Annotated in this window: 28 protein-coding genes; 16 read left to right on the top strand and 12 right to left on the bottom strand. The window is 71.8% G+C overall.

Going from position 1 to position 23,274, the window contains the following annotated elements:
• Window positions 1-28 precede the first annotated feature (28 nt).
• From CRP27_RS08475 to CRP27_RS08445, 7 genes are all read right to left on the bottom strand, one after another.
• Window positions 29-202, bottom strand: coding sequence for a CsbD family protein (locus CRP27_RS08475; protein ID WP_097180210.1), 174 nt, complete (start codon window positions 200-202; stop codon window positions 29-31).
• 90 nt (window positions 203-292) lie between these two features.
• Entirely contained in the window at window positions 293-856 is a 564-nt protein-coding gene (locus tag CRP27_RS08470; RefSeq protein ID WP_097180209.1) for an FtsX-like permease family protein, read from the bottom strand.
• Complete coding sequence (locus CRP27_RS08465) at window positions 853-1,428, bottom strand: DUF6286 domain-containing protein (protein ID WP_097180208.1); 576 nt, start codon at window positions 1,426-1,428, stop codon at window positions 853-855. The genes CRP27_RS08470 and CRP27_RS08465 overlap by 4 nt, the downstream gene beginning before the upstream one ends.
• A gap of 9 nt (window positions 1,429-1,437) precedes the next feature.
• Window positions 1,438-1,752 carry a hypothetical protein gene (locus CRP27_RS08460; RefSeq protein ID WP_097180207.1) on the bottom strand — a complete coding sequence of 105 codons (315 nt, stop codon included), beginning with the start codon at window positions 1,750-1,752 and terminating at the stop codon, window positions 1,438-1,440.
• A complete protein-coding gene (locus CRP27_RS08455; protein WP_079236972.1) occupies window positions 1,749-1,940 on the bottom strand; it encodes a DUF2273 domain-containing protein in 192 nt (63 codons plus the stop codon). The genes CRP27_RS08460 and CRP27_RS08455 overlap by 4 nt, the downstream gene beginning before the upstream one ends.
• Window positions 1,937-2,350: an Asp23/Gls24 family envelope stress response protein gene (locus CRP27_RS08450; RefSeq protein ID WP_255257512.1), complete on the bottom strand. Its 414-nt coding sequence runs from the start codon at window positions 2,348-2,350 to the stop codon at window positions 1,937-1,939. The genes CRP27_RS08455 and CRP27_RS08450 overlap by 4 nt, the downstream gene beginning before the upstream one ends.
• A 208-nt stretch (window positions 2,351-2,558) precedes the next feature.
• Window positions 2,559-3,746 carry a helix-turn-helix domain-containing protein gene (locus CRP27_RS08445; protein ID WP_097180205.1) on the bottom strand — a complete coding sequence of 396 codons (1,188 nt, stop codon included), beginning with the start codon at window positions 3,744-3,746 and terminating at the stop codon, window positions 2,559-2,561.
• An 81-nt stretch (window positions 3,747-3,827) separates the two neighbouring features.
• Between CRP27_RS08445 and CRP27_RS08440 the strand changes: the two genes are divergently transcribed.
• Genes CRP27_RS08440 through CRP27_RS08430 form a run of 3 tightly spaced genes read left to right on the top strand, consistent with a single transcriptional unit; the run spans window position 3,828 to window position 6,585 of the window.
• Window positions 3,828-4,118 carry a metal-sensitive transcriptional regulator gene (locus tag CRP27_RS08440; RefSeq protein ID WP_079239032.1) on the top strand — a complete coding sequence of 97 codons (291 nt, stop codon included), beginning with the start codon at window positions 3,828-3,830 and terminating at the stop codon, window positions 4,116-4,118.
• Between the two features lie 29 nt (window positions 4,119-4,147).
• A complete protein-coding gene (locus tag CRP27_RS08435; protein WP_255257492.1) occupies window positions 4,148-4,366 on the top strand; it encodes a heavy-metal-associated domain-containing protein in 219 nt (72 codons plus the stop codon).
• On the top strand, window positions 4,363-6,585 hold the full coding sequence (locus CRP27_RS08430) for a cation-translocating P-type ATPase (RefSeq protein ID WP_097180204.1): 2,223 nt from the start codon (window positions 4,363-4,365) through the stop codon (window positions 6,583-6,585). Before CRP27_RS08435 ends, CRP27_RS08430 begins: the two co-directional genes overlap by 4 nt.
• 123 nt (window positions 6,586-6,708) lie before the next feature.
• On the opposite strand, the gene CRP27_RS17965 is transcribed toward CRP27_RS08430, so the two are convergent.
• Window positions 6,709-6,918, bottom strand: a complete 210-nt coding sequence (locus CRP27_RS17965) for a hypothetical protein (protein WP_141399717.1) — start codon at window positions 6,916-6,918, stop codon at window positions 6,709-6,711.
• Window positions 6,919-6,960: 42 nt separating this feature from the next.
• On the opposite strand from CRP27_RS17965, the gene CRP27_RS17960 reads away from it, so the two are divergent.
• From CRP27_RS17960 to pgi, 3 genes are all read left to right on the top strand, one after another.
• A complete protein-coding gene (locus tag CRP27_RS17960) occupies window positions 6,961-7,320 on the top strand; it encodes a hypothetical protein (RefSeq protein WP_141399716.1) in 360 nt (119 codons plus the stop codon).
• Between the two features lie 51 nt (window positions 7,321-7,371).
• Window positions 7,372-8,382, top strand: a complete 1,011-nt coding sequence (locus CRP27_RS08420) for a nitronate monooxygenase (protein ID WP_097180202.1) — start codon at window positions 7,372-7,374, stop codon at window positions 8,380-8,382.
• A gap of 145 nt (window positions 8,383-8,527) precedes the next feature.
• Entirely contained in the window at window positions 8,528-10,237 is a 1,710-nt protein-coding gene (gene pgi, locus CRP27_RS08415) for a glucose-6-phosphate isomerase (RefSeq protein ID WP_097180201.1), read from the top strand.
• A 230-nt stretch (window positions 10,238-10,467) separates the two neighbouring features.
• On the opposite strand, the gene CRP27_RS18195 is transcribed toward pgi, so the two are convergent.
• Window positions 10,468-11,373 carry a LysM peptidoglycan-binding domain-containing protein gene (locus CRP27_RS18195; RefSeq protein WP_176505519.1) on the bottom strand — a complete coding sequence of 302 codons (906 nt, stop codon included), beginning with the start codon at window positions 11,371-11,373 and terminating at the stop codon, window positions 10,468-10,470.
• Between the two features lie 153 nt (window positions 11,374-11,526).
• Between CRP27_RS18195 and CRP27_RS08405 the strand changes: the two genes are divergently transcribed.
• From CRP27_RS08405 to CRP27_RS08385, 5 genes are all read left to right on the top strand, one after another.
• Window positions 11,527-12,066, top strand: a complete 540-nt coding sequence (locus tag CRP27_RS08405) for a hypothetical protein (RefSeq protein ID WP_097180200.1) — start codon at window positions 11,527-11,529, stop codon at window positions 12,064-12,066.
• A 129-nt stretch (window positions 12,067-12,195) separates the two neighbouring features.
• On the top strand, window positions 12,196-13,653 hold the full coding sequence (locus tag CRP27_RS08400) for a sugar porter family MFS transporter (RefSeq protein WP_097180199.1): 1,458 nt from the start codon (window positions 12,196-12,198) through the stop codon (window positions 13,651-13,653).
• Window positions 13,654-13,806: 153 nt separating this feature from the next.
• Window positions 13,807-14,532: a ZIP family metal transporter gene (locus CRP27_RS08395; RefSeq protein WP_255257491.1), complete on the top strand. Its 726-nt coding sequence runs from the start codon at window positions 13,807-13,809 to the stop codon at window positions 14,530-14,532.
• 25 nt (window positions 14,533-14,557) lie between these two features.
• A complete protein-coding gene (locus CRP27_RS08390; RefSeq protein ID WP_217990709.1) occupies window positions 14,558-15,217 on the top strand; it encodes a DUF4396 domain-containing protein in 660 nt (219 codons plus the stop codon).
• Window positions 15,218-15,237: 20 nt separating this feature from the next.
• Window positions 15,238-15,687 carry a MarR family winged helix-turn-helix transcriptional regulator gene (locus CRP27_RS08385; protein WP_176505518.1) on the top strand — a complete coding sequence of 150 codons (450 nt, stop codon included), beginning with the start codon at window positions 15,238-15,240 and terminating at the stop codon, window positions 15,685-15,687.
• A 93-nt stretch (window positions 15,688-15,780) separates the two neighbouring features.
• Here CRP27_RS08385 and CRP27_RS08380 read toward each other — a convergent pair whose 3' ends face one another.
• The 3 genes from CRP27_RS08380 to CRP27_RS08370 are packed head-to-tail and all read right to left on the bottom strand — an operon-like array spanning window position 15,781 to window position 17,680.
• Window positions 15,781-16,755 (bottom strand): zinc-binding dehydrogenase, encoded by a 975-nt coding sequence (locus CRP27_RS08380; RefSeq protein WP_097180375.1) that lies wholly within the window; start codon window positions 16,753-16,755, stop codon window positions 15,781-15,783.
• Between the two features lie 24 nt (window positions 16,756-16,779).
• A complete protein-coding gene (locus CRP27_RS08375) occupies window positions 16,780-17,202 on the bottom strand; it encodes an organic hydroperoxide resistance protein (protein ID WP_079236961.1) in 423 nt (140 codons plus the stop codon).
• A 22-nt stretch (window positions 17,203-17,224) separates the two neighbouring features.
• Window positions 17,225-17,680: a MarR family winged helix-turn-helix transcriptional regulator gene (locus CRP27_RS08370; protein ID WP_176505517.1), complete on the bottom strand. Its 456-nt coding sequence runs from the start codon at window positions 17,678-17,680 to the stop codon at window positions 17,225-17,227.
• 129 nt (window positions 17,681-17,809) lie between these two features.
• Between CRP27_RS08370 and mvk the strand changes: the two genes are divergently transcribed.
• The 5 genes from mvk to CRP27_RS08345 are packed head-to-tail and all read left to right on the top strand — an operon-like array spanning window position 17,810 to window position 23,112.
• Window positions 17,810-18,799 (top strand): mevalonate kinase, encoded by a 990-nt coding sequence (gene mvk / locus CRP27_RS08365; protein ID WP_097180196.1) that lies wholly within the window; start codon window positions 17,810-17,812, stop codon window positions 18,797-18,799.
• Window positions 18,799-19,806: a diphosphomevalonate decarboxylase gene (gene mvaD / locus CRP27_RS08360; RefSeq protein ID WP_255257490.1), complete on the top strand. Its 1,008-nt coding sequence runs from the start codon at window positions 18,799-18,801 to the stop codon at window positions 19,804-19,806. Before mvk ends, mvaD begins: the two co-directional genes overlap by 1 nt.
• On the top strand, window positions 19,803-20,894 hold the full coding sequence (locus CRP27_RS08355; protein ID WP_097180194.1) for a phosphomevalonate kinase: 1,092 nt from the start codon (window positions 19,803-19,805) through the stop codon (window positions 20,892-20,894). Before mvaD ends, CRP27_RS08355 begins: the two co-directional genes overlap by 4 nt.
• On the top strand, window positions 20,891-21,955 hold the full coding sequence (locus CRP27_RS08350) for a hydroxymethylglutaryl-CoA reductase (protein ID WP_097180193.1): 1,065 nt from the start codon (window positions 20,891-20,893) through the stop codon (window positions 21,953-21,955). Before CRP27_RS08355 ends, CRP27_RS08350 begins: the two co-directional genes overlap by 4 nt.
• Entirely contained in the window at window positions 21,952-23,112 is a 1,161-nt protein-coding gene (locus tag CRP27_RS08345) for a hydroxymethylglutaryl-CoA synthase (RefSeq protein WP_097180192.1), read from the top strand. The genes CRP27_RS08350 and CRP27_RS08345 overlap by 4 nt, the downstream gene beginning before the upstream one ends.
• The last annotated feature ends 162 nt before the right edge of the window (window positions 23,113-23,274 follow it).

The following is a 23,274-nucleotide window of genomic DNA, read 5'->3' as shown; positions in this document are numbered from 1 at the left end:
GCGGGTGCCCCGGCACGGTTCGAGGGTCTTACTTCTTGAAGACGTCCTTGACGTCCTCGCCGGTCTGCTTGACGCTCGCGGAGGCCTGGTCCGTCTTGCCCTCGGCGACCTTGTGGTCGTCACCGGTCGCCTTGCCGACGGCTTCCTTCGCCTTGCCGGCGAGGTCCTGCGCAGCGTTCTTGATCTTGTCGTCGAGTCCCATGACGGGTCCTTTCGTCGGTCGGGCATGCGCCCGGTGGGTGTTCCAGGAAGGTGGGCCGGGAGGCCCGGTGTTGCGTCCGGCTGACGGCTGTCAGCGGACGCGGGTCGGCTTCGCGAGCGCCGAACGGGTTCCGCCGGTCAGGTGCACCAGGACGGGCACCTGCCGACCGAGGGTCCGGTCGAGCACGGCGACGGCACGGTCGACGGCCTCGAGGGCGGTGACGGCGTCGCCACCCCGTCGGACGGCGACCCGGATCCGTGCGGCGCGCTGCCGACGGACGAGGTAGGTGTCGACCCGGGAGCCGACGACGTCACGGACACCGGCGAGCTCGTGCTCGACGACGTCACGGACGAGGGCGACGTTCACGGTCACGGCGTCGTCGCCGGTGCGCTCCCGGACGGCGACGGACGTGCCGCCCCCACCTCGGGTGGTCGCCCAGACGAGGGCGAGGACGATGACGACGAGGCAGACGCCGGCGACGATCCAGAGCGACGACGCGGGGACGTCGAGGCGTCGGGGGATGTCGACGTACGGGGCGAGGGCGTCACGGACGGCGGGCAGGACACCCGCGCCGATGACGAGGCCGACCACGATCGCGACGAGTCCGAGGACGAAGAGGATGATCCGGTTGAGGGTCCGGTTGCTCCTGGTCATGCGAGGGTTCCCTTCTCCTCGACCCGGACGCGGACGCGCTGGCCGAAGCGTTCGTCGAGACCGCTGAGGCGGTCCCGGACGGCATCGCGGACGACGCTCTCGTCGACGGGGACGCCCGTCACCGGGACGACGCGGACGTCGGTGCGGCGGCCACGGGCGGTGGCCGAGGCGTTGCCCTCCGGGACACCCGCTGCCGATCCGGCCGCGTTGGCCGCGGTGGAGGCGACGATGCGGGTGTCGATGATGACGGCCCCGCGGTCGTGCTGGACGACCGAGCGGTGCTGCCGACCGGGCTTGAGGGCGAGGACGACGAGCACGACCCCGAGGACCACGAGCACGACGGCGATGACCTCGGCGATCGTGACGAACGCGGCGTCCGGCCGGAGTGCGGCGTCGACCGCGGTCTGCGGGTCGGCGAGGAGCGGAGGTCGCCCGATCGCCCGCAGCACGGACTCGGTGCCGATCCAGGCGGCCACCAGGGCGAGCACCACGAGCGACACCGCCACTGCGGTCGAGCGGGAGCGGTGCACGCTCCGGCGTCGGATGCGTCGTTCGACGGAACCGTTGCTCATGATGGCCTCCTAGCGGATCCGGGTCTCGCGCTCGCGCACGATCCCCGTCAGTTCGATGTGGGCGCTACCGACACGGCGGCCGGTGAGTTCGCCGACGCGGACCTTGACCGCGTCGGCGACCTGCCCCGCGTGGGCGACGAGGTCGTCGTGCGCGGCGATCGGGCCGGTGATGTCGAGGGACAGTGCCCCCGAGGCGTCGCCGAGTCCGACCCGCACCCGCTTGGCGGGGGCGCCGAGCCCTTCGGCCGCGACGGCCCGCGCCAGCGAGGTCAGCGCACGAGCAGTGATCTCGACGCGGCCCGGGACGTCCGGGCCGGCGTTCACCGGGAGCTCCGGCGTCCGGTCAGGACGTCGGTCAGGGCACCGCGGTCGATGCGCCCGGTGGCGAGTGCGGCCACGAGGGCCCCGACCGCTCCGAACACGACCACGAGCACGAAGCCCCAGAAGCCGAACTGCAGCGCCACGACGGCGAGGACTGCGCCGATGAGGGCGCCGATCAGTGTGTTGCTCATGCGACTCGCGCTTCCTTCTTCTCGTCGTCCTTGTCGTCGTCGTCGCCCGGGATGAAGACGTCCTGGACGGTCACGTTGACCTCGGCGACCTCCATGCCCACGATCTGCTCGAGCGCACGGGCCACACCAGCGCGGACGCCGTCGGCGACCTGCTGGAGGGCGACCGGGTACTCGGCGACGATCACGATGTCCGCGGCGACCTGCTTCTCGCCGACCTCGACCTTGACGCCCTGACCGAAGTCGCGCTGGCCGATGGCGTCGCGGAGGGCGCCGATGGCACGCGCGGCGCCGTTGCCGAGGGAGTGCACGCCGTTGACCTCGCGGGCGGCGATCCCGGCGACCTTCGACACGACGGTGTCGTCGATGACGGTCTTGCCGGTGACGCCGCCGGTCGCGGCGGTGGAGGTCATCGCGCGGGGCGCGGTGGCGGCCGGGGTGGTGGTCGTGGTGTCAGCCATGTTCGTTCCTTCCGATGACCCGCCGGGCGTTCCCAGCGGTTGCTGTTCACGGATGAGACGGGGCTCACCTGACGTTCGTCACACCGGGGCATCCGGATTCAGGAACTTTCCAGTGACACCGCCGGATGCCCGTGTTCCCGTACCCCGGAGGGTCTCGCGGTCAGTCGCGGTCGCCGGAACCGTCTGCTGCGTTGCGTGTGGACGCACCACGGATCGACCGCACGGCCGCCATCGGGGACTCGCCCCGTTCCTCCAGGAAGAGTTGCTGGAGGCGTCGTGGACGCACGCCGGCGGCGTCGGCGACCGCCTGCAGTGTCAGGTCCTCGTCGAGGTGCTCCTCGATGAACGCGACGGCCCGTCGGAGCCGCCACGATGCCCGACCCGGCCGGGCGGCGCGCGCGGAACGGAGGGTGGTGGCGGGGTCCTCGCCGAACCGGTCGCGGTACGCGACGGCGAGCCGGCCGTGGTTCGTGAAACCCCACCGCTCAGCGATCACGGCGACGGTGTCGTCGCCGTCGGCGCGCAGGAGCTCGCGGCGGACGCGGTCGAGCCGGTGGTCGCGGAGGAACCGGTGCGGGCTCGAGTCGAGCGTCCGTGCGAAGACGTCCTGCAGCCCGCGCTGGCTGAGTCCGCAGGCCGCGGCGATCTCGGGGACCGAGGGGCGGTCGGCGGCGTGCGCCTCGATGTACCGCACGGCATCGCGCAGGCGGTTCGCGACCGGTACGTCGGCGCCGCGGTTCCGGATCGGGAACGTGTCGAGCACGACGATCGCCAACCGCCGGTTGAGGGCCGTGCGCATCGCACCGACCACCCGGTCGTCCACGAGCATCGGACCGATCTCGCCGATGAGGTGTCGGAGCGGTTCCTGGCGGGCGACGGCTTCGTCCTGCTGGTCGAACAACAGGGGACCGTCCGGCAGTCGGAAGCCGAGGTCCCGACCGACCGCGCGGAGGAAGCGGTCGGCGATGTGCACGCCGTTGTAGACCGTCCCGGTCGACTCGAAGCGGTACGCCTCCGACGCCGACGCGATGTACGGGCTCCCCGGCTCGACCACACGGGAACGGTCGGCGAAGTGCATCTCGAGCCGACCCCTGGTGAGCCAGAAGACCACGTGGTCGTCCCGGGCGCCGATCACGCCGCCGCGTCGACCACCCTCGGCGCGCATGGTCCGGAGCGTCAGGTCGTCGTCGCCGACCACGGTGTACTCGTACCGGGCGTCCTCGGTCGCGTACGTCTCCGAGGCGAAGTCCGAGCCGTGGTACTCGGCCTCGAAGATGGCGGAGTAGTCCGATCCGTCGGCGTCGGTGAACCGCAGTCTGCGGAAGCCGTTCGTCGCCGCGTCGGTCATGCGCGCATCCTGCCACGGTTGCGCTCCGCGCGTCCGGGAATACCCTAGGGGGGTACCGTATTGAACACGACGGAGGTCAGCATGCACGAACACGTCGGCTACATCGGCGACAAGGACGACCTGCTCAAGCGACTCCGTCGAGCCGAGGGGCAGGTGCGCGGCATCGCCCGCATGGTCGAGGACGAGACGTACTGCATCGACGTCCTCACCCAGATCTCCGCGGCGAACCGGGCGCTCGAACGCGTCGCGCTGTCGCTGCTCGAGGACCACCTGAAGCACTGCGTCGCCGAGGCCGTGGCCGAGGGTGGCGACGCAGCCGACGAGAAGGTCCGCGAAGCCAGCGAGGCGATCGCCCGGCTCGTCCGCTCCTGACCCCCGTCCGCATCCAGAAGGGAACCACCGTGAACACCGAACTCCTGCTCGTCGAGGGCATGACCTGCGAACACTGCGTGATCAGCGTCACCGAGGAACTCGGCGAGGTCGCCGGGGTGTCCGGCGTGGCCGTCCAGCTCGTGCCCGGTGGTCGCTCCGAGGTCACCGTCACGACGGACGCTCCCGTCCCCGCAGACGCACTCCGCGGTGCCGTGGCCGAGGCCGGGTACGAGGTCGTGCGGTCATGACCGACGGCGCCGTCGAGCTCGACATCACGGGGATGACCTGCGCCTCGTGCGCGAACCGCATCGAACGGAAGCTCGGCAAGCTCCCCGGCGTCACCGCGACCGTGAACTACGCCACCGAGAAGGCCACCGTGTCCGGCAGCTCGGACACCTATGCCCTCATCGCCGCCGTGGAGTCAGCCGGGTACGGGGCCTCCGTGCCCGCACCGCCGGCGCCGGACGACGCCCCCGGCGACCGCACCGACGACCCGTCGGGGCCGCTGCGGCAGCGCCTGGTCGTCTCGGCGGTCCTCGCCGTCCCGGTCGTCGTCCTGTCGATGGTGCCCGTGCTGCAGTTCCCGAACTGGCAGTGGCTGGCCCTCGCGCTCGCCGCCCCGGTCGCGGTGTGGGGTGCCCTGCCGTTCCACCGTGCCGCGTGGGTGAACGCCCGGCACGGCGCCGCGACGATGGACACCCTGGTGAGCGTCGGCGTCCTCGCGGCGTTCGGGTGGTCGCTGTACGCGCTGTTCCTCGGCGACGCCGGGACGACCGGCATGCACATGACGTTCTCGTGGTTCGCGACCGATCCCGAGGCGAGCGACCTCTACCTCGAGGTCGCGTCCGCCGTCACGGTGTTCATCCTCGCCGGGCGGTACATGGAGGCCCGCGCGAAGCAGCAGTCCGGCGCCGCGCTCCGCGCCCTGCTCGAACTCGGCGCGAAGGACGCCACGGTGCTGCGCGGGGCGATCGAGACCCGTGTGCCCGCTGCCTCGCTCGTCGTCGGCGACGTGGTCGTCGTCCGCCCGGGGGAGCGGATCCCGAGTGACGGCACCGTGCGCGAGGGTTCCTCCGCCGTCGACCTCAGCATGCTCACCGGCGAGTCCGTCCCCGTCGAGGTCCGCCCCGGCGACGCCGTGACGGGCGCCACGATCAACGTCGGCGGGCGGCTCGTCGTCATGATCACCCGCGTCGGCGCCGACACCGAACTCGCCCGCATGGGTCGGCTCATCGAGGACGCGCAGACCGGGAAGGCCGAGGTCCAGCGCCTCGCCGACCGGGTCTCCGGGATCTTCGTGCCGATCGTCATCGGTCTCGCCGTCCTGGCGTTCGCCGGCTGGCTCGTGTTCGGCGGTTCCCTGACCGCCGCGTTCACCGCCGCCGTCGCGACCCTCATCATCGCCTGCCCCTGTGCGCTCGGCCTGGCGACACCGACGGCGCTCCTGGTCGGCACCGGGCGCGGCTCGCAGCTCGGCATCCTGATCGGTGGACCCCAGGTCCTCGAGCAGACCCGCGGCGTCGACACGATCGTCCTCGACAAGACCGGCACCGTCACCACCGGGACGATGACCCTCCGATCGGTGACCGGCACGCCGGACGCTGACGACGACACCGTCCTGCGACTCGCAGCGGCGGTGGAGGACGGCTCCGAGCACCCCGTGGCCCGTGCCGTCGTCCGGGCGGCGCGTGCGCGCGGCCTCGACGCAACCGGTGCCGAGCAGTTCACCGCGACGCCCGGTGCGGGCGTGCAGGCCGTCGTGGACGGCGACGTCGTGCTCGTCGGCACGGTCCGGTGGCTCGTCGACTCGTGGTCGATCACGGTCCCCGCGGAGGTGTCCGACGCCGTCGACGCCGCCGAGTCCGAGGGCGGCACCGCGGTCGTCGTCGCCCGGAACGGCACCGCGCTCGGCGTGGTCGTCGTCGGCGACACGGTGAAGCCCGAGGCCGCCGACGCCGTGCGCCGGTTCGTCGAACTCGGCCTGCGCCCCGTGCTGCTCACCGGTGACAACGAGGGAGCCGCCCGTGCGGTGGCGTCCGCGGTCGGCATCGACGAGGTGCACGCCCGGGCCACACCGGCGTCGAAGCTCGACACCGTGCGTCGCCTGCAGGCCGAGGGGCGGAGCGTGGCGATGGTCGGCGACGGTGTGAACGACGCCGCAGCCCTCGCCGCGGCGGACCTCGGCATCGCGATGGGTGCCGGCACCGACGCGGCGATCGCGGCGAGCGACATCACCGTGGTCAGCGGTCGCCTGACGGTCGTGGCCGAGGCGATCCGGCTGTCCCGGGCCACCCTGCGCACGATCAAGGGGAACCTGTTCTGGGCGTTCGCGTACAACGTGGCGGCGATCCCGCTCGCGATGGCCGGACTGCTCAACCCGGTGCTGGCCGGCGCGGCGATGGCGTTCTCGTCGGTCTTCGTCGTGACGAACAGCCTGCGGCTCCGCCGCTTCACCCCGCTCCCCTGACGGGAGCCGTTCCCCGCGGGGGCGCGCCGCCCGGTGTACACTGGACGCGCCTGCCCCCGCTGGGGGATGTGGAAGTAGAAGCCGGGACCCCCGCCCTTTGACGGGACCCGGCTTTCGCGCTGTTCAGAGCTCGATGCGAACGAGCTCGACCGAGTCGGCCAGGGCGCGGAACCATCGATCGTCCCCCGTGTGTGCGTCACCCGCGGCGCCGACGACCTGGTCGGCGATCCAGAGCATCGGCTCGTCGAGCGGATTGCCGTGGTCGACGCGCATCCCTCGCGGCAGGCCTCCGCGACCGCGCAACGCGTCGATGGTGCGGCGGTCACGTTGCATCAACGAGGGTGTGCGCGCCTCCAACGTCGTGTGGATCACGCGGTGGCGTTCGCAGAGTTCCCACGCGAGACGCTCCAGGCACAGCGCGCGAGCACGTTCCTGTCGCTTCGGGTCCATCGGTGTCGCGACGACCACCACGTGGCGGACGTCGAAGCCGCGGATGACGGAGATCACTCGCCGCCGGTGTGGTCCGTCGATGTCCCGCCAGTGCAACTTGCGGCGGGTGTTCTGGAGTGGTCGCAGAGCGTCACGGTGGGCCTCGCTCGCATCGGGCGCGGCGATGACGCCCCCGAGGAAGTAGGCAGGAGGTTCAGCGTTCGCGACGCGCGCACTCTCGTCGATCTAGGCGTGCAGCATCATGTCCCTCCAGGCATCCGGCCACGATGGCACGGCGGGACCTGACGGACGACATCGCCGGTGTTTCGTCGGCACCGAATCGGGCAGGATGGGCAGATGGTGCAGCTGCCAGGCGTCCTCGGGACCGTCGGGTGCGTCCACGTCGCGCCGATGGCCGGGGGCCCGAGCACCCCGACCCTCGTCACGGCCGCGGCACGTGCGGGTTCGTTCGCCCAGCTGGCGGCCGGGTACCGGACGCCGGACTCCGTCGCCGCCGAGATCGCTGCGGTCCGGGCCGCGGGGACGACCGCGTTCGGTGTGAACCTCTTCGTGCCGAACCCGGTGCCGATCGACGACGCCGAGTACGACCGCTACCGGGCGCTCCTGGCGCACGAGCCCGGCGCCACGGCGGTGGCCAAGCGCGAGGACGACGACGCCTGGCACGAGAAGGTCGCCCTGCTGCTCGACGACCCCGTGCCCGTCGTGTCGTTCACCTTCGGGCTGCCCGACGTCACGACCGTGCAGGCGTTCCGGCGGCGCGGCACGGTCACCGTCCAGTCGGTGACGGACCCCGACGAGGCGCGGGCGGCCGAGGACCTCGGTGTCGACGCCCTCGTCGTGCAGGGCATCGCCGCGGGCGGACACTCCGCGGTGCTCGACCCCGCACGGGCACGCACCGACCGGCCGCTGCCCGACCTGGTGCGGGCCGTGGTGGGCTCGACCGCGCTGCCCGTCGTGGCAGCGGGCGGGATCGGCACCAGGGACGACGTCGCCGCCGCGCTCGCCGCCGGTGCGGGGGCGACCGCCGTCGGTACCTTCGTGCTCCGCACCGACGAGGCAGGCACGAGCGACACGCACCGCAGCGCGCTCGCCGACCCGGCGTTCCAGGAGACCGCACTCACCCGGGCGTTCACGGGCCGTCCGGCGCGGGCGCTCGTCAACGACTTCGTCCGCGCGCACGCCGACGCACCACTCGGCTACCCGGCGCTGCACCACCTCACGAAGCCGATCCGCAGCGCTGCGGCCGCCGGCCACGACGCGCAGCGTCTCCACCTGTGGGCCGGACGCGCCTGGCGCGACGCACCCACCGGACCCGTCGCGGACGCACTCGCCACGCTGCTCGGGTGACGCGCGCAGCGAACGCACCACGTGCCTCCAGTCCGGCGGTGCGCACCACCAGTCGGACGGCGCTACGCTCGAACACGGTCCGCGACGCGATGCTGCGGTGACCCGCGGGCTTGACCGTCTTGAAGGTGATCCCAGGAGGACCCAAGTGACCGAATCCGCTCCCGTCGACCCCACATCGACCGACGGCTGGAAGAAGCTCGCCGGCATCGCCGACGGCTTCACCCCGGACCTGCGAGGGTGGTTCGACACCGACCCCGGTCGTGCCGAGCGCTACACCTTCCAGGCCGCCGACCTGACCGTGGACCTGTCGAAGGGCCTCGTCACCGACGAGATCCTCCAGGACCTGCTGCAGGTCGCGAAGGACACCGGCGTCGCCGAGCGCTTCCAGGCGATGCTCGCGGGTGAGCACATCAACGCCACCGAGGACCGCGCGGTCCTGCACACCGCGCTCCGCCGTCCGAAGGGTGCCTCGCCGGCGCTCGTCGTCGACGGCCAGGACGTCGACGCCGACGTGCACGCCACGCTCGACAAGGTGTACGCCTTCGCCACGAAGGTGCGCGACGGATCGTGGACCGGTGTCACCGGCAAGCGCATCGAGACCGTCGTGAACATCGGCATCGGCGGCTCGGACCTCGGTCCGGTGATGGTCTACGAGGCCCTCAAGCCGTACGTGCAGCCCGGGCTCGAGGCGCGCTTCGTCTCGAACATCGACCCCGCGGACATCTACGAGAAGACCGCGGACCTCGACCCCGAGACCACGCTGTTCATCGTCGCGTCGAAGACCTTCGGCACGCTCGAGACCCTGACGAACGCCCGGCTGGCCCGCCAGTGGCTCTGGGAGAAGCTCGGCCTCACCGACGCCTCGGACGACGAGAAGTCGAACGCCGTCGCGAAGCACTTCGTCGCCGTGTCGACCGCCCTCGACAAGGTCGCCGCGTTCGGCATCGACCCGGAGAACGCCTTCGGCTTCTGGGACTGGGTGGGTGGCCGCTACTCGGTCGACTCCGCCATCGGCACCAGCGTCGTCATCGCGATCGGTCCGGAGAACTGGGAGCAGTTCCTCGCCGGCTTCCACGCCATCGACGAGCACGTCCGCACGGCGCCGCTCGAGCAGAACGTCCCCGTCCTGATGGGCCTGCTGAACGTCTGGTACTCGAACTTCCTCGGCGCGCAGAGCCACGCGGTCCTGCCGTACACGCAGTACCTGCACCGCTTCGCCGCGTACCTGCAGCAGCTCACCATGGAGTCGAACGGCAAGCGCGTCCGCTGGGACGGCTCGCCCGTCACCACCGAGACCGGCGAGGTCTTCTGGGGCGAGCCCGGCACGAACGGCCAGCACGCCTTCTACCAGCTGATCCACCAGGGCACGCGCCTCATCCCGACGGACTTCATCACGGTCGCGAAGCCGGCCCGTCCGCTCAAGGACGAGACCGGCGACGGCAAGGCCGTGCAGCCCGGCCAGGACGTCCACGCGCTCTTCCTGGCGAACTTCTTCGCGCAGACGAAGGCGCTCGCGTTCGGCAAGACCGCGGAGGAGGTCCGCGCCGAGGGCACCACTGACGAGGCCATCGTCTCCGCCCGCACGTTCACCGGCAACAAGCCGTCGACGTCGATCCTCGCGCCGGAGCTGACCCCGAGCGTGCTCGGCCAGCTCATCGCGCTGTACGAGCACATCGTGTTCACCGAGGGCACCATCTGGGGCATCGACTCGTTCGACCAGTGGGGCGTCGAGCTCGGCAAGCAGCTGGCGCTGCAGATCGCTCCGGCGGTCGACGGCGACCAGGCTGCGCTGGACGCGCAGGACTCCTCGACGAAGGCGCTCATCGCCAAGTACCTGGAGCTGCGCGGCGAGTAACGCACGCACCTGACGGCCTGGAGGCCCGTGGCGGATCCGCCACGGGCCTCCGGTCTGTCCATGGGTCGCGCCCAAGTGCCGCGAAAGCGACAAGATCCTGGTGCGAGCCACGGACCCCTCCGCGAAAGCGACAGTCTCCCGCCGGAATCCGGCGGGAAACTGTCGCTTTCGCGGTCAGAGCTGAGCGCGGCCGGCCGCCGGAGCGGCCCGGCCGGGCCCGGCCCGCCGGGTCAGCGGCCGAGCGGGTCGAGGTTGAGGGAGGTGCCCTCGTAGAGGTGCTGGTCCTCGCCGAAGACCTGCACGCCCTCGTTGAGCCACACGAGCGCCCGCACCGTGATGCCGAAGCGTGCGGCGACGTCGCCGATCAGGTCGTCCGGCGCGACCGTGTACGACTTCGGGGCCCCGCCGGCGGTCGTCGCGGTGACGGAGCCGGTCGCGTTCGCCCGGGCGCCGGCGTCCTTCGGGTGCACGTTCGTCTGCCGTGCCGGCACCGACCAGCGCACCGACGTGACCGCGAGCACCTTCTCGGCGGCGATCTCGACGGGGACGTCCTGCCCCGGGGCCGCTGCCGAGTAGGTCACGAGGGTGCCGAGGTGGGACGGGTCGACGCCGGAGCCGCTCAGGGGCACGTTCGCCGCCATCGCCGTGCTGGTCGGTCCGCCGAGCGTGTGGTCCCCGACGCCCCGGTAGGTGAGGCCGTCCCCGACCTTCCGGGACAGGTCGAACAGGCCGACGCCGATCGGGACGGGCAGCGTCGACGTCACCCCGGAGTACTGCGCGGTGAACGTGTCGTCACCGTTCGCGACCATCCGGAAGTGGAAGTGGATGCTGCCCTTCGGCGAGGCGACGTCGCCCTGTGCCAGGACCGTCCCGGCCGGGATCGGCGTGAGCGTGGGAGCGGGGGCGGCGGCCTCGGTCGGGGCGGGCGTCGGCGTCCGGGGGTTCGCGGATGCCTCGAGCAGGTCGGCCGCTGACTCGCCGTCGGGCGTCGCGGTGTCGCTCGGCGTCGGTGACGCGGTGGTCGCCGGCGGGCTGGACGGAGCGGGCAACGCTCCGTCCGACCCGCGCAGCAACGAGCAACCGGACAGCGCGACGGTGGCCAGCACGACGGCACCGACCGTCACGATCCGCTTCATGATTCCCCCTCGGTTCGACGCTAGCCGAGCACCGGGTGGCGCAGGGGGGATCGTGATCGAGATGTGTCCTCGGGTACAGCCCTCCTGCTTGCCGCCACCGCTCGGCCGCTCCGCACGGCGCCCGTGTCGGTCGGACCGGCTACCGTCGACGGCATGGAGCGTTCGGAGATCCTCGCCGCGGCCGCCGCCGCACACGCCGCCCGCATCGCCGAAGCCGGCGGGGACGACGCCGCTGCACGAGAGCGGGCCGAAGCGGTCCGCAAGCGTGCGGACGGCCTGACCGACCGGATCGAGCGGAGCGAGGCTGCGGACGCCGATCGCGAGCGTCACCGGGTGGGCGAGGCAGACCGTGCGGCCTCCCGGACCGAGGGCGCGCTGTCGGACTGGCACCGGATGGGCACCCGGCGGGGTGTCACGCCGGACGAGCAGGTCCGCTCGGCCTGGTCGATCGCGGGAGTCCCGGAACCGGGTGAAGCCCGGGCACTGGCGAACGTCCTGCTGTCCACGGCCGGGCACGCCGGTCGGGTCGCCGACGCCGCGAAGCGCAACCCACGACTCTCCGGCGCTGCGAGTGCCGCCGCCCGCCGGACGGTCCGCCGGTACACGGACCACGGGGCGGACATGCCCTCGCTGGGGGACGTGCTCGACCAGCCCGCCCAGGACGCCGACGAAACGACCTCGGATGCAGACTGACCGCTGATCAGGGATTGTGTGGACCGGTCCAATCGTCCAGATGTCTTCATGACCGATTGACAGGACATGGAAACGGGTTACGATCCTTCCAAGCGATGCAGCCTGATCACTGACGAAGGAGTCACCCGCATGGTCGACATCAAACCGACAGCCCCGAGCGTCCCGCTCCCGCCGGTCGGACACGGTCCGCACGTCCGCCGGCTCGGCGTCCTCGCCCTCGTCGCCACCTTCGGTGGCCTGCTCTTCGGGTACGACACCGGTGTGATCAACGGCGCGCTCCTGCCGATGAAGCAGGAGCTCGGCCTGACGAACCTCACCGAGGGCGTCGTCACCAGCTCGCTCCTCTTCGGTGCCGCGATCGGCGCCATGCTCGGCGGCCGGATCGCGGACGGCTGGGGTCGCCGCAAGACGATCATCCTGCTCGCGGTCACGTTCTTCGTCGGCACCCTGATCTGCGTCTTCGCCCCGGTGTTCGGCGTGATGGTGGTCGGTCGTGTCCTGCTCGGACTGGCGGTCGGCGGTGCGTCGACGGTCGTCCCGGTGTTCCTCGCCGAACTCGCCCCCTACGAGATCCGCGGGTCGCTCTCCGGTCGCAACGAGCTCATGATCGTGATCGGGCAGCTCGCCGCCTTCGTCGTGAACGCGATCATCGGCAACCTCTGGGGCGAGGGCAACGGCGTCTGGCGCGTCATGCTCGCCGTCTGCGCGCTCCCCGCCATCGCACTGTTCATCGGCATGCTCCGCGTCCCCGAATCGCCGCGCTGGCTGGCGTCGAAGGGCCGCAACGACGAGGCGCTCGAGGTCCTCGGGCAGATCCGCTCGAAGGAACGTGCCGAGGCCGAGCTCGAGGACATCAAGCGCTCGAACGAGTTCGAGGCGAAGGTCCAGCAGCAGAGCGGCTGGCGCACCCTGCTCGGCAACAAGTGGCTCATCCGCATCGTGCTCATCGGCGCCGGCATCGGTGTCGCCCAGCAGCTCACCGGCATCAACTCGATCATGTACTACGGCCAGACCGTGCTCATCGAGTCGGGCTTCCAGCAGTCGGCGGCACTCATCGCGAACATCGCCCCGGGCATCATCGCGGTGATCGGTGGCGTCATCGCGATCTACAACATGGAGAAGATCAATCGCCGCACGACGCTCATCCTGGGCTACTCGCTGACGACGGTCTGCCACTTCCTCATCGGCATCGCCTCGATGACGCTCGTCGAGGGCAACCCGGCTCGCCCGTGGGTCATCCTGTTCCTCGTCGTCGCGTTCGTGGGCTCGATGCAGACGTTCCTCAACATCGCCACGTGGGTGATCCTGTCCGAGATCTTCCCGACGCAGATCCGAGCGCTCGGCATGGGCATCTCGGTGTTCTGTCTCTGGATCGCGAACGCGTTCCTCGGGCTCTACTTCCCGACCATCGTCGCGGCGACCGGCATCACGGGGACGTTCTTCGGCTTCGCGATCGTCGGCGTGCTCGCACTGCTCTTCATCTGGAAGTTCGTGCCCGAGAGCCGCGGTCGCACCCTGGAAGAGGTCGAAGAGGGCGTCACCACCGGCAACATCTTCACGGTCCCCGCGAAGAAGGCGCGGCGGTAGGACCGACCGACAGACGGACGGGAGGCACGGTGCCAGCTGGCACCGTGCCTCCCGTCCGTTCGGGCGGACCTGGGAAAGGGCGGACGCGACTTCTCTACGCTCGTCGCTTGTACGAGTACAAGCGATCGGAGGAGCGCGGTGCACCCCATTGTGTTGGCAACCGGAGCGGGCCTGGCGTCCGGGTTGGCGCTCGTCGTCGGCGCGGCGGTGGCCTGGTTCGTGCGCGTCCCGCGGACGGTGGTGGCAGCCATCATGGCCTTCGGCGCCGGCGTCCTCATCTCCGCGCTCTCGTTCGACCTGGTCGAGGAAGCGACCCGCTCCGGCAGTTTCTGGACCGCGATGGCGGGGTTCCTCGGCGGCGCGGTCGTCTACGTCCTGCTCGACGTCCTGCTCGACCGGATGGGGTCGCGGAAGCGCCGCAGCAGGGGCGGTTCTGGCGGGTCCGGCACCGGGCTCGGCATCGCGCTCGGGGCGCTCCTCGACGGCATCCCCGAGACGGCTGTGCAGGGCATCGGGCTCGCTGCGGGCGGCAGTCTGTCCGTGGCGGTCGTCGCGGCCGTGATCATCTCGAACCTGCCGGAGGGGCTCTCGAGCACGGCGGACATGAAGCAGAACGGTCGAGGCGCGGGCTACGTGTTCACGGTGTGGGGGAGCATCGCCGTCGCCTGCGCCCTGTCCGCGCTCGGCGGGTACGCGCTCCTCGGCCACGCCCCGGCCGGTGTGCAGAGTGCGGTCACGGCGGTGGCTGCGGGCGCCATCCTGGCGATGCTCGCCGACACGATGCTCCCCGAGGCGTTCCGGAAGACCGGCACGTGGACGGGCCTGATCGCGGTCGTCGGGTTCTTCGCGAGCTACGGCATCCACACGATCGGGGGCTGACCTGTTCCCCGAGACGCTCACGGCCGTGTGCTGGGTCCTGCTCGCGGTGGCGATGGTGTGTTGCGTCGCCGTGACGGTCGACGTCGTGCGACACCCGCCGCAGATGCGGGTGATGGCCATCGTGTGGCCGCTGACGATGTTGTTCGGCAGCGTCGTGTGGTTCGCCTTCTACCTGCGGCGCGGGCGGGCGACCTCGCCGCCGCACGGTCGGTTCGCGGGGACGGCCATCGACACGAGCCACTGCGGCGCCGGGTGTGCGCTCGGGGACCTGGTGGGTGAGTTCGGTCTGGTCGCGTTCCCGGGTCTCGGTGCCCTCGTCGGCCTCGGCTGGCTGTACCACGACGGCATCGTCGCCGGGTGGGTGATCGACTTCGTCATCGCGTTCGTGGTCGGCATCGCGTTCCAGTACTTCGCGATCGCACCGATGCGCGGCCTCGGTGTCCGGGACGGCATCGTCGCGGCGCTCAAGGCCGACGCGCTGTCGATCTCGGCGTGGCAGGTCGGGATGTACGGCGTCATGGCGGTGTTCCAGTTCGCGCTGTTCCCGGCGGTCTTCGGCGGCCGGGCGACGGCGCTCACCCCGGAGTTCTGGGTGGCGATGCAACTCGCCATGGTCGCCGGGTTCGCCTGCGCCTTCCCGGTGAACGCGTGGCTCGTGCGCATCGGGCTCAAGGAAGCGATGTGAGGCCCTGCGAAGATGGACGGGTGGCCGACCTCGATGAAGTCCTCGCAGCCTCCAGGGGGCTGCTCGGTGTCGTCGCTCGTTCGCTGACGTCAGCGCTCGAGCACGTCACCGTGCCGCAGTTCCGCCTCATCGTGCTCGTGACGACCCTCGGGCCGACCCGTTCCGGTGACCTTGCCGAGCGCCTGGCCGTCGGACCGTCCACCCTGACCCGGAACGTGGACCGGCTGGTCGCGGGTGGTTGGGTCGTGCGGCAGGCGAGCGAGGACAACCGGCGCGAGGTCCTGATCGCGGCGAGCGATGCCGGCCGGGCACTGGTCGACGAGGTGAGCGCCGAGCGTGCCCGAGAGCTCGAGCGCATCCTCGACCGGGTGCCCGGAGCCGATCGCCCCGCGGTCATCGCGGGCATGCGGGCGCTCCGGCAGGCGATGGACGAGCCGCTCCCGGAGGAGATCTCGGCGTTCGGCGGTTGAGACGGACGCGCTCCGGGCCCTGGTCCCGCCGCGTGACGGACGGGAGGCCCGTGGCGATCCCGCCACGGGCCTCCCGTCCGTCATCGGTTGCGTCTACGGGCGCAGGAGCACCTTGCCGACGCGGCCGGCGGTGTCCGAGGCGCGCACCGCGTCGCGGACGTCCTCGAAGGCGAACGTCTCGGCGACGGGGAGCGTCAGCGAGCCGTCGAGCACACGGGTGATGAGCTCGCCGAAGAGCTGCCCCTTGAGTTCGCCGGGCATCGTCTTGCTGACGACGGAGCCCCAGAAGCCCTTCACGGTGAGCTGGCCGAAGATGACCTTGCCGGACGGGATCTCGAGCGTGGGAGAGGCCATCGCGCCGAACACGACGAGCGTGGCGTTCTCGCCGAGGACGCTCGCGATGTCACCGGCTGCCTTCCCGCCGACGGACTCGACGCCCGCGACGACCGGGGCGCCGCCGGTGATCGCGGCGACCTGGGCCTTCCAGTCGTCCGCGTCCGTGGCGACGATGCGCTCGATGCCCTGCTCGCGCAGTTCCTCGACGCCGGCGGCGCGGCGGACCAGCCCGATGACGTTGATGCCGCGGGCAGCACCGAGCTGGGCGACCATGCGGCCGACCGCACCGTTCGCGGCGTTCTGGATGAGCCAGTCGCCCTCGTGCAGGTCGAGCGAGTGCAGCAGGCTGATGGCGCTGAACGGCATCGAGACGAGCTGGGCGGCGGCCTCGTCGGGCATGGCGTCGGGGACCGGGACGAGCCCGGCGGCGTTCGCGGTGTAGTACTCGGCCCAGACGCCGAACGCCCCGCCGGCGACGCGCTGGCCGACCGTCAGGTTCGTGACGCCCTCGCCGAGCGCCTCGACGACGCCGAGTGCCTCGGTGCCGGAAGCTGCTGGCAGCTCGGGCTTGAAGCCGTAGGTGCCGCGGACGGTCCAGAGGTCGTGGTTGTGGATGGGGGAGAGGACCGTGCGGACGAGGACCTCGCCGGCGCCGGGGGTCGGGACCGGGCGCTCCTGGACGCCGAGGACCTCGGCGGGCTCGGCGAAGGTCTCGTGGACGACGGCGCGCATCGTGGTGGGGGTGGTGGTCATGCTTCAGTCCTCCGAGACGGTGATGGTGACGTCGATGTTGCCGCGGGTCGCGTTCGAGTAGGGGCAGACCTGGTGCGCGGCGTCCGCGAGGCCCTGTGCGACCTCGTGCGAGAGGCCGGGCAGGACGACCTCGAGCAGGACGGCGAGCTGGTAGCCGCCCTCGCCGTTCGGGCCGATCTGCACGCGACCGCCGACGGACGAGTCCTCGATCTTCACCTTCTGGCTGCGGGCGACGCCCTGCAGTGCGGAGTGGAAGCACGCGGCGTACCCGGCGGCGAAGAGCTGCTCGGGGTTCGTGCCGTTGCCGGAGCCACCCATCTCCTTCGGGATCGCGAGGTCGAGCGCGAACGATCCGTCGCTGGTGGCGACGCGGCCGTCGCGGCCGGCGCCGGTGGAGAGGGCCTCGGCGGTGTAGAGGGCTTCCATGGTGTTCCTTCCTTCGTGGGGGTCAGTGGTCCGCGGCGGCGCGCTTCGGCGTCGCGGCGGCGTGCATGGTCTCGGTCAGCCGGTGCAGCGTCGCGATGAGTTCCATCGCGGCGTGCTCGTCGGGCAGGCCCATCCCGGCGGCGATCGTCGACGGGATGTGCGCCAGTTCGCCGCGGACGGAGCGGCCGCGGTCGCCGAGTGTGACGGTGACGACCCGCTCGTCGGTGCTCCGGCGCTCCCGGCGGACCAGGTCGCCCTGTTCCATGCGGCGGAGGAGTGGCGAGAGCGTGCCGGAGTCGAGCTGCAGGTGGTCCCCGAGGCTCGTCACGGTCTGGTCGCCCTCGATCCACAGCGTTACGAGGACGAGGTACTGCGGGTAAGTGAGTCCCCAGGGTTCCAGCAGGGTCCGGTACGCCTGCGTGGTGGCTCGGCTCGCTGCGTACAGGGAGAAGCACACCATCTCGTCGGTCACAGGCATGACGCAAGCATTGCACGCAACTCAGTTGTGCACAACCTTCTTGGCCGAGCGTGGAGCGCGCGCACGGCCGGGGTACGGACACCGTCGAGCGCGCGCATGGCCGGGACGGTTAGGCTGACGTGACCCAAGATGACCAGCAACGACCTCGACAACCCAGCGACCACGGGAGCCGGCACCACTCGCCGCACCGGGAGGGCGTCGTCCCACGGCAAGACGATCCTGATCGGGGAGCACGCCGTGGTCTACGGCGCACCCGCGCTCGTGCTGCCGGTCCTCGACGCAACGGTCGTCGCCACCGTCACCCCGGTGTCCTCGGGCGACGGGCACCACCTGGAGTCCGCCGTCCACACCGGACCCCTGGACCTCGCCCCCGCCGCTGTCATGCCCACCGTCACCGCGGTGACCGCCACACTGCGGCACTTCGGGATCACCGACCAGGACTTCCACGTCCGGGTCGAGAGCGACGTCCCCACCGCCCGCGGGATGGGGTCGAGCGCCGCCGTCGCCGCCGCCGTGACCGCAGCGGTCGCCGACGCACTGGGCGAGACCCTCGACGCCGAGGCGCACCACGAGCTCATCCAGGAGTGCGAGCGCGTCGCCCACGGCCGTCCCTCCGGCCTGGACGCCCGCGGGGTGGTCGCGGACGCACCCGTCTGGTTCGAGGCCGGGCGCATCGAACCGGTCGAACTCGGTGCACCGTTCACCTTCGTCGTCGCCGACACCGGGGTCCCGGGTCACACGCGCGAAGCCGTCGCCGCCGTCCGGGACCGCCACGACGCGGACCCGGCGACCGTCGGCGGCGTCATCGACCGCATCGGTGCACTGGCCCGACGAGCCCGGGGGACGCTCGTGGACGGCGACGCACAGGGACTCGGTGCCACGATGGACGCCGCGCACGACCTCCTCACCGCCCTCGACGTGTCGAGCGACGACCTGGACCGACTCGTCGGCGCCGCACGTGCTGCGGACGCCCTGGGCGCGAAGCTCACCGGTGGCGGGCGCGGCGGATGCGTCCTCGCCCTCGCCACGGACGGCGAGCACGCGGACCGCATCGCGGCCGCACTCCGCGGCGCAGGTGCCGCAGCCACCTGGACCACCACGATCGGAGCCCGCGCTTGATGACCGCCACCGCCGTCGCGCACCCCAACATCGCCCTCGTCAAGTACTGGGGCAAGGCGGACGCATCGCTCGCGCTGCCCGCCACGGGCAGCGTGTCGATGGGGCTCGACGTGTTCCCGACGACGACGACCGTGACCGTCGGGAACATGGCGGACGACACCCTCACGCTCAACGACTCGGTCTCCACCGACGGGGCGCTCGTGCGGGTCACGGAGTTCCTCGACCTCGTGCGCGACCTCGCCGGGTCCTCGGCGCGTGCGTCCGTGGTGTCGGAGAACACGGTGCCGACCGGCGCCGGACTGGCCTCGAGCGCCTCGGGCTTCGCAGCCCTCGCCACGGCGGCCTCGGCGGCGTACGGCCTCGACCTGTCCGTGCGGGACCTCTCCCGGCTCGCACGGCGCGGTTCGGGTTCGGCCACGCGGTCGATCCCCGGCGGGGTGGCGGTCTGGCACGCCGGCGACGACCAGGGTTCGTACGCCGAGCCGATCCCCGCACCGCCCATGGCGATGGTCGTCGTGACGATCGACGCCGGCCCGAAGCCGATCGGGTCGCGCGAGGCCATGCGGCGCACGATTGCGACCTCGCCGTTCTACCCCGCCTGGGTGACCTCGACCACCGAGACCGTCGGCGACATGCTCGATGCGTGCGCCGCCGGGGACTTCACCCGCATCGGCGAGATCACCGAGAGCAACGCGCTCCGCATGCACGCCACGATCGAGGGCGCGTTCCCCCCGATCCGCTACCTGAACGCCCGCAGCGTCGCGGTGTTCGACGCCGTCGCCGAGCTCCGTGCCGCCGGGGTCGAGGCCTACGCCACCGCCGACGCCGGGCCGAACGTCGTCGTGCTCACGAAGCCGGAGGACCGCGGTGCCGTCGCGTCCGCGCTGGCCGGGTTCGGCGACGTCATCGAGTCCGGCACCGGACCAGGCGCGCGCCTCGTCCGCTCCGAAGGAACGGGGACGCCCGACCCGGGTGTCGTCCCCGACCCGGAGGAGAGCGCCGAGTGATCGAGTTCCGTGCCCACGGCAAGCTGTTCGTCGCGGGGGAGTACGCCGTCGTCGAGCCGGGGCAGCCGTCCGTGCTCATCGCGCTCGACCGCGCCATCACCGCTCGGGTGACCGAGGGCCACGGCTCGGGCAGCGTGCACTCCGAGGAGTACGGGCACCTCCCCGTGACTTGGACCCGCGCGGACGACGGCATCGCACTGGACACCGAGCACCACCCGTACGACTACGTGATGGCGACCATCGACCTCGTCGAGAAGCTCCGCGACGAGCAGGGCATCGCCCCGCGCTTCCACGACCTCCGCATCCACAGCCAGCTCGACGACGCCAGCGGCCGCAAGTTCGGGCTCGGGTCCTCGGCGGCGGTGACCGTGGCGACCGTCGGAGCGCTCGACCGCTTCTACGGGCTCGGCCTGTCCCAGCGGAAGCGATTCCAGCTCGCCCTGCTCGCGACGATCCGGGTGAACCCCCGCGCGTCCGGCGGTGACCTCGCAGCGAGCACCTTCGGCGGCTGGCTGCGGTACAGCGCGCCGGACCGTGAACGGCTCGCGGCGCACCTCGACACCCGCACCGTGACCGAGATCCTCGACGACACCGAGCACGGCGGCGACGCGTGGGAGGGCTTCGACGTCCAGCGGCTGCCCGCGCCCGAGAACCTCGAGCTGCTCGTCGGCTGGACCGGTTCGCCGGCGTCCACCACGAAGCTCGTCGGCGTCGTCCGTCGACACCGCAACGGCGGGTACCAGGCGTTCCTCGACGAGAGCCGCACCTGCGTCGACGACCTGACCACGGGCCTCCAGACCGGCGACGGCTCCATGACGTTGGACGCCCTGCGTCGCGCGCGCGTGCTGCTGCAGCGTCTCGGCGCGTCCGTCGGGTCGCAGATCGAGACCGAGCGCCTCGCCACCCTGTGCGACGTCGTCGAGTCGGCAGGCGGGGCGGCGAAGCCGTCCGGAGCCGGCGGCGGCGACTGCGGCATCGCGCTCGTCCCGGCGGACACCGACCTCGCCGGCATCCACCGCGCCTGGGAGGCGCACGACATCAGACACCTCAGCGTCGCGGTGCAAGCGCCCGAAGGGAGCGTCGAATGACCGACCTGCTGACCCCGATCCCCACGAAGTGGGTGGGGCCGATCCGCATCAGCGGCAACGCGGTGGAGGGTGAGCACGAGGTGCCGCTCGCCACCTACGAGTCGCCCCTCTGGCCGTCCGTCGGCCGTGGCGCCCGCATCTCGCGCATGGTCGAGGGCGGCATCGTCTCGACCGTCGTCGACGAGCGCATGACCCGCTCCGTGGTGGTCCGCGCCGACAGCGCCGCAGCCGCGCACCTCGCGACCGGGCGCATCCTCGCCCGCCAGGACGAGCTCGAGCAGATCGTCGCCGGACAGAGCCGCTTCGCGAAGCTCATCGAGGTGCACCCGGAGATCGTCGGGGACCTGCTGTTCCTGCGCTTCGCGTTCACCACGGGTGACGCCTCCGGGCACAACATGGTCACGCAGGCGGCGGACAAGCTCCTGCCGGCGATCCTCGCGTGGGAGCCGGGCCTGCGGTACGTGTCCGTGTCGGGGAACTTCTGCACCGACAAGAAGGCCACCGCCGTGAACGGCATCCGCGGCCGCGGCCGGAACACGATCGCCGAGATCGTCATCCCTGGCGAGGTCGTCGAGAAGCGGCTCCGGTCGAGCGCTGCGCGCATCGCCGAGCTGAACGTCGCGAAGAACCTCGTCGGGTCGACCATCGCCGGGGCCATCCGCTCCGCGAACGCCCACTACGCGAACATGCTCCTCGGCTTCTACCTGGCCACCGGGCAGGACGCCGCGAACATCGTCGAGGGCTCCCAGGGCATCACGAGTGCCGAGGACCGCGACGGCGACCTGTACTTCGCCACCTCGCTCCCGCACCTCATCGTCGGCACGGTCGGCAACGGCAAGGGCGGCGACCTGCCCGTCGTCGAGGACGCCCTCGTGCGCCTCGGCTGCCGGCAGGAGGGCGAACCCGGCGCCAACGCCCGCCGCCTCGCCGCCCTGTGCGCGGCCACCGTCCTCTGCGGGGAGCTCTCGCTGCTCGCCGCGCAGACCAACCCGGGCGAGCTGATGGCCGCCCACGTCGCGATGGAGCGCCGCGGCGCGAAGCCGGCCGGAGGCGCAGCATGACCCGCATCGGCATCCACGACCTCGCCGTCGCGACCGGACACCACGTCCTCGAGCTCGACGACCTGGCGGAGCGTCTCGGCGTCGACCCGGCGAAGTACCACGTCGGCATCGGGCAGGACGCGTTCAGCGTGCCGGCTCCCGACGAGGACATCGTCACCATGGGCGCCGCCGCGGCGAAGGAGATCGTCGACCGGCACGGGGTCGAGGGCATCCGCACGGTGCTGTTCGCGACCGAGTCGGGCGTCGACCAGTCGAAGGCCGCCGGGGTGTTCGTGCACGGGCTGCTCGGCCTGCCGCAGAACGTCCGCGTCGTCGAGCTGAAGCAGGCCTGCTACGGCGGGACCGCTGCCGTGCAGCTCGCCCTCGGCATCGTCGCGCGGGCACCGCAGGAGCGCGTGCTCGTCATCGCCGCCGACGTCGCCCGCTACGACGTCGACACCGCCGCCGAGCCCACCCAGGGTGCCGGGGCCGCCGCGATCCTCGTCTCGGCCGACCCCGACCTCATCGAGATCGAACCGGCCGCGGGCGTCTTCACCGCTGACGTCGACGACTTCTGGCGACCGAACGACCGCTCCACCGCGCTGGTCGACGGTCGCCTGTCGGTCAGCGCGTACGTCGACGCGTTCGTCGGCGCCTGGGACGACCTCGCCGCGCAGGGCGGTCCGGCCTACGAGGACATCGTCCGCTTCGTGCACCACCAGCCGTTCACGAAGATGGCGCTGAAGGCGCACCGGAAGCTCACGCAGCACGTGGGCGTCCCGTTCGACGAGTCCGAACTCGCGCTCGGGTTCACCTACAACAAGCAGACCGGCAACACGTACACGGCGTCGCTCTGGATCGGCCTCGCGGCGCTGCTCGACCTCGACGACGACCTCGCGGGGGAGCGCATCGGCCTGTTCAGCTACGGCTCGGGCAGCGTCGGCGAGCTCATCACGGGCATCGTGCAGCCCGCGTACCGGGAGCACCGCCGGCAGGGTCGGGTCCGCGAACTCCTCGCCGCCCGGGTGCCGCTGACGGTGGACGCGTACCGGGAGCTGCACGCCGCGGGTGCCGCGACGAGCGAGGACGTCGAGCGTCCACACGTCACGGCTGCGCCGTACCGGTTCGCCGGGGTGCGCGGCGGCGCCCGCCGGTACGAGGCGACCGCCTCGGTCTGACGCGACCCCCGCCGCTTCGGGCCGGCCGCCCCTGCGGAAGCGACAGTCTCCCGCGGAGTTCCCGCGGGAGACTGTCGCTTCCGCGGGAGCGACGCGCGGCGAAGGCAGGCATCCGTCGCTTCGGCAGCAGCGACTGCCTCGGTCCGACGCGACCCAGCGACG

Source organism: Curtobacterium sp. 314Chir4.1, assembly GCF_900215175.1.
Classification (GTDB): domain Bacteria; phylum Actinomycetota; class Actinomycetes; order Actinomycetales; family Microbacteriaceae; genus Curtobacterium; species Curtobacterium pusillum_A.
This window is presented reverse-complemented; position numbering and strand designations above follow the sequence as displayed.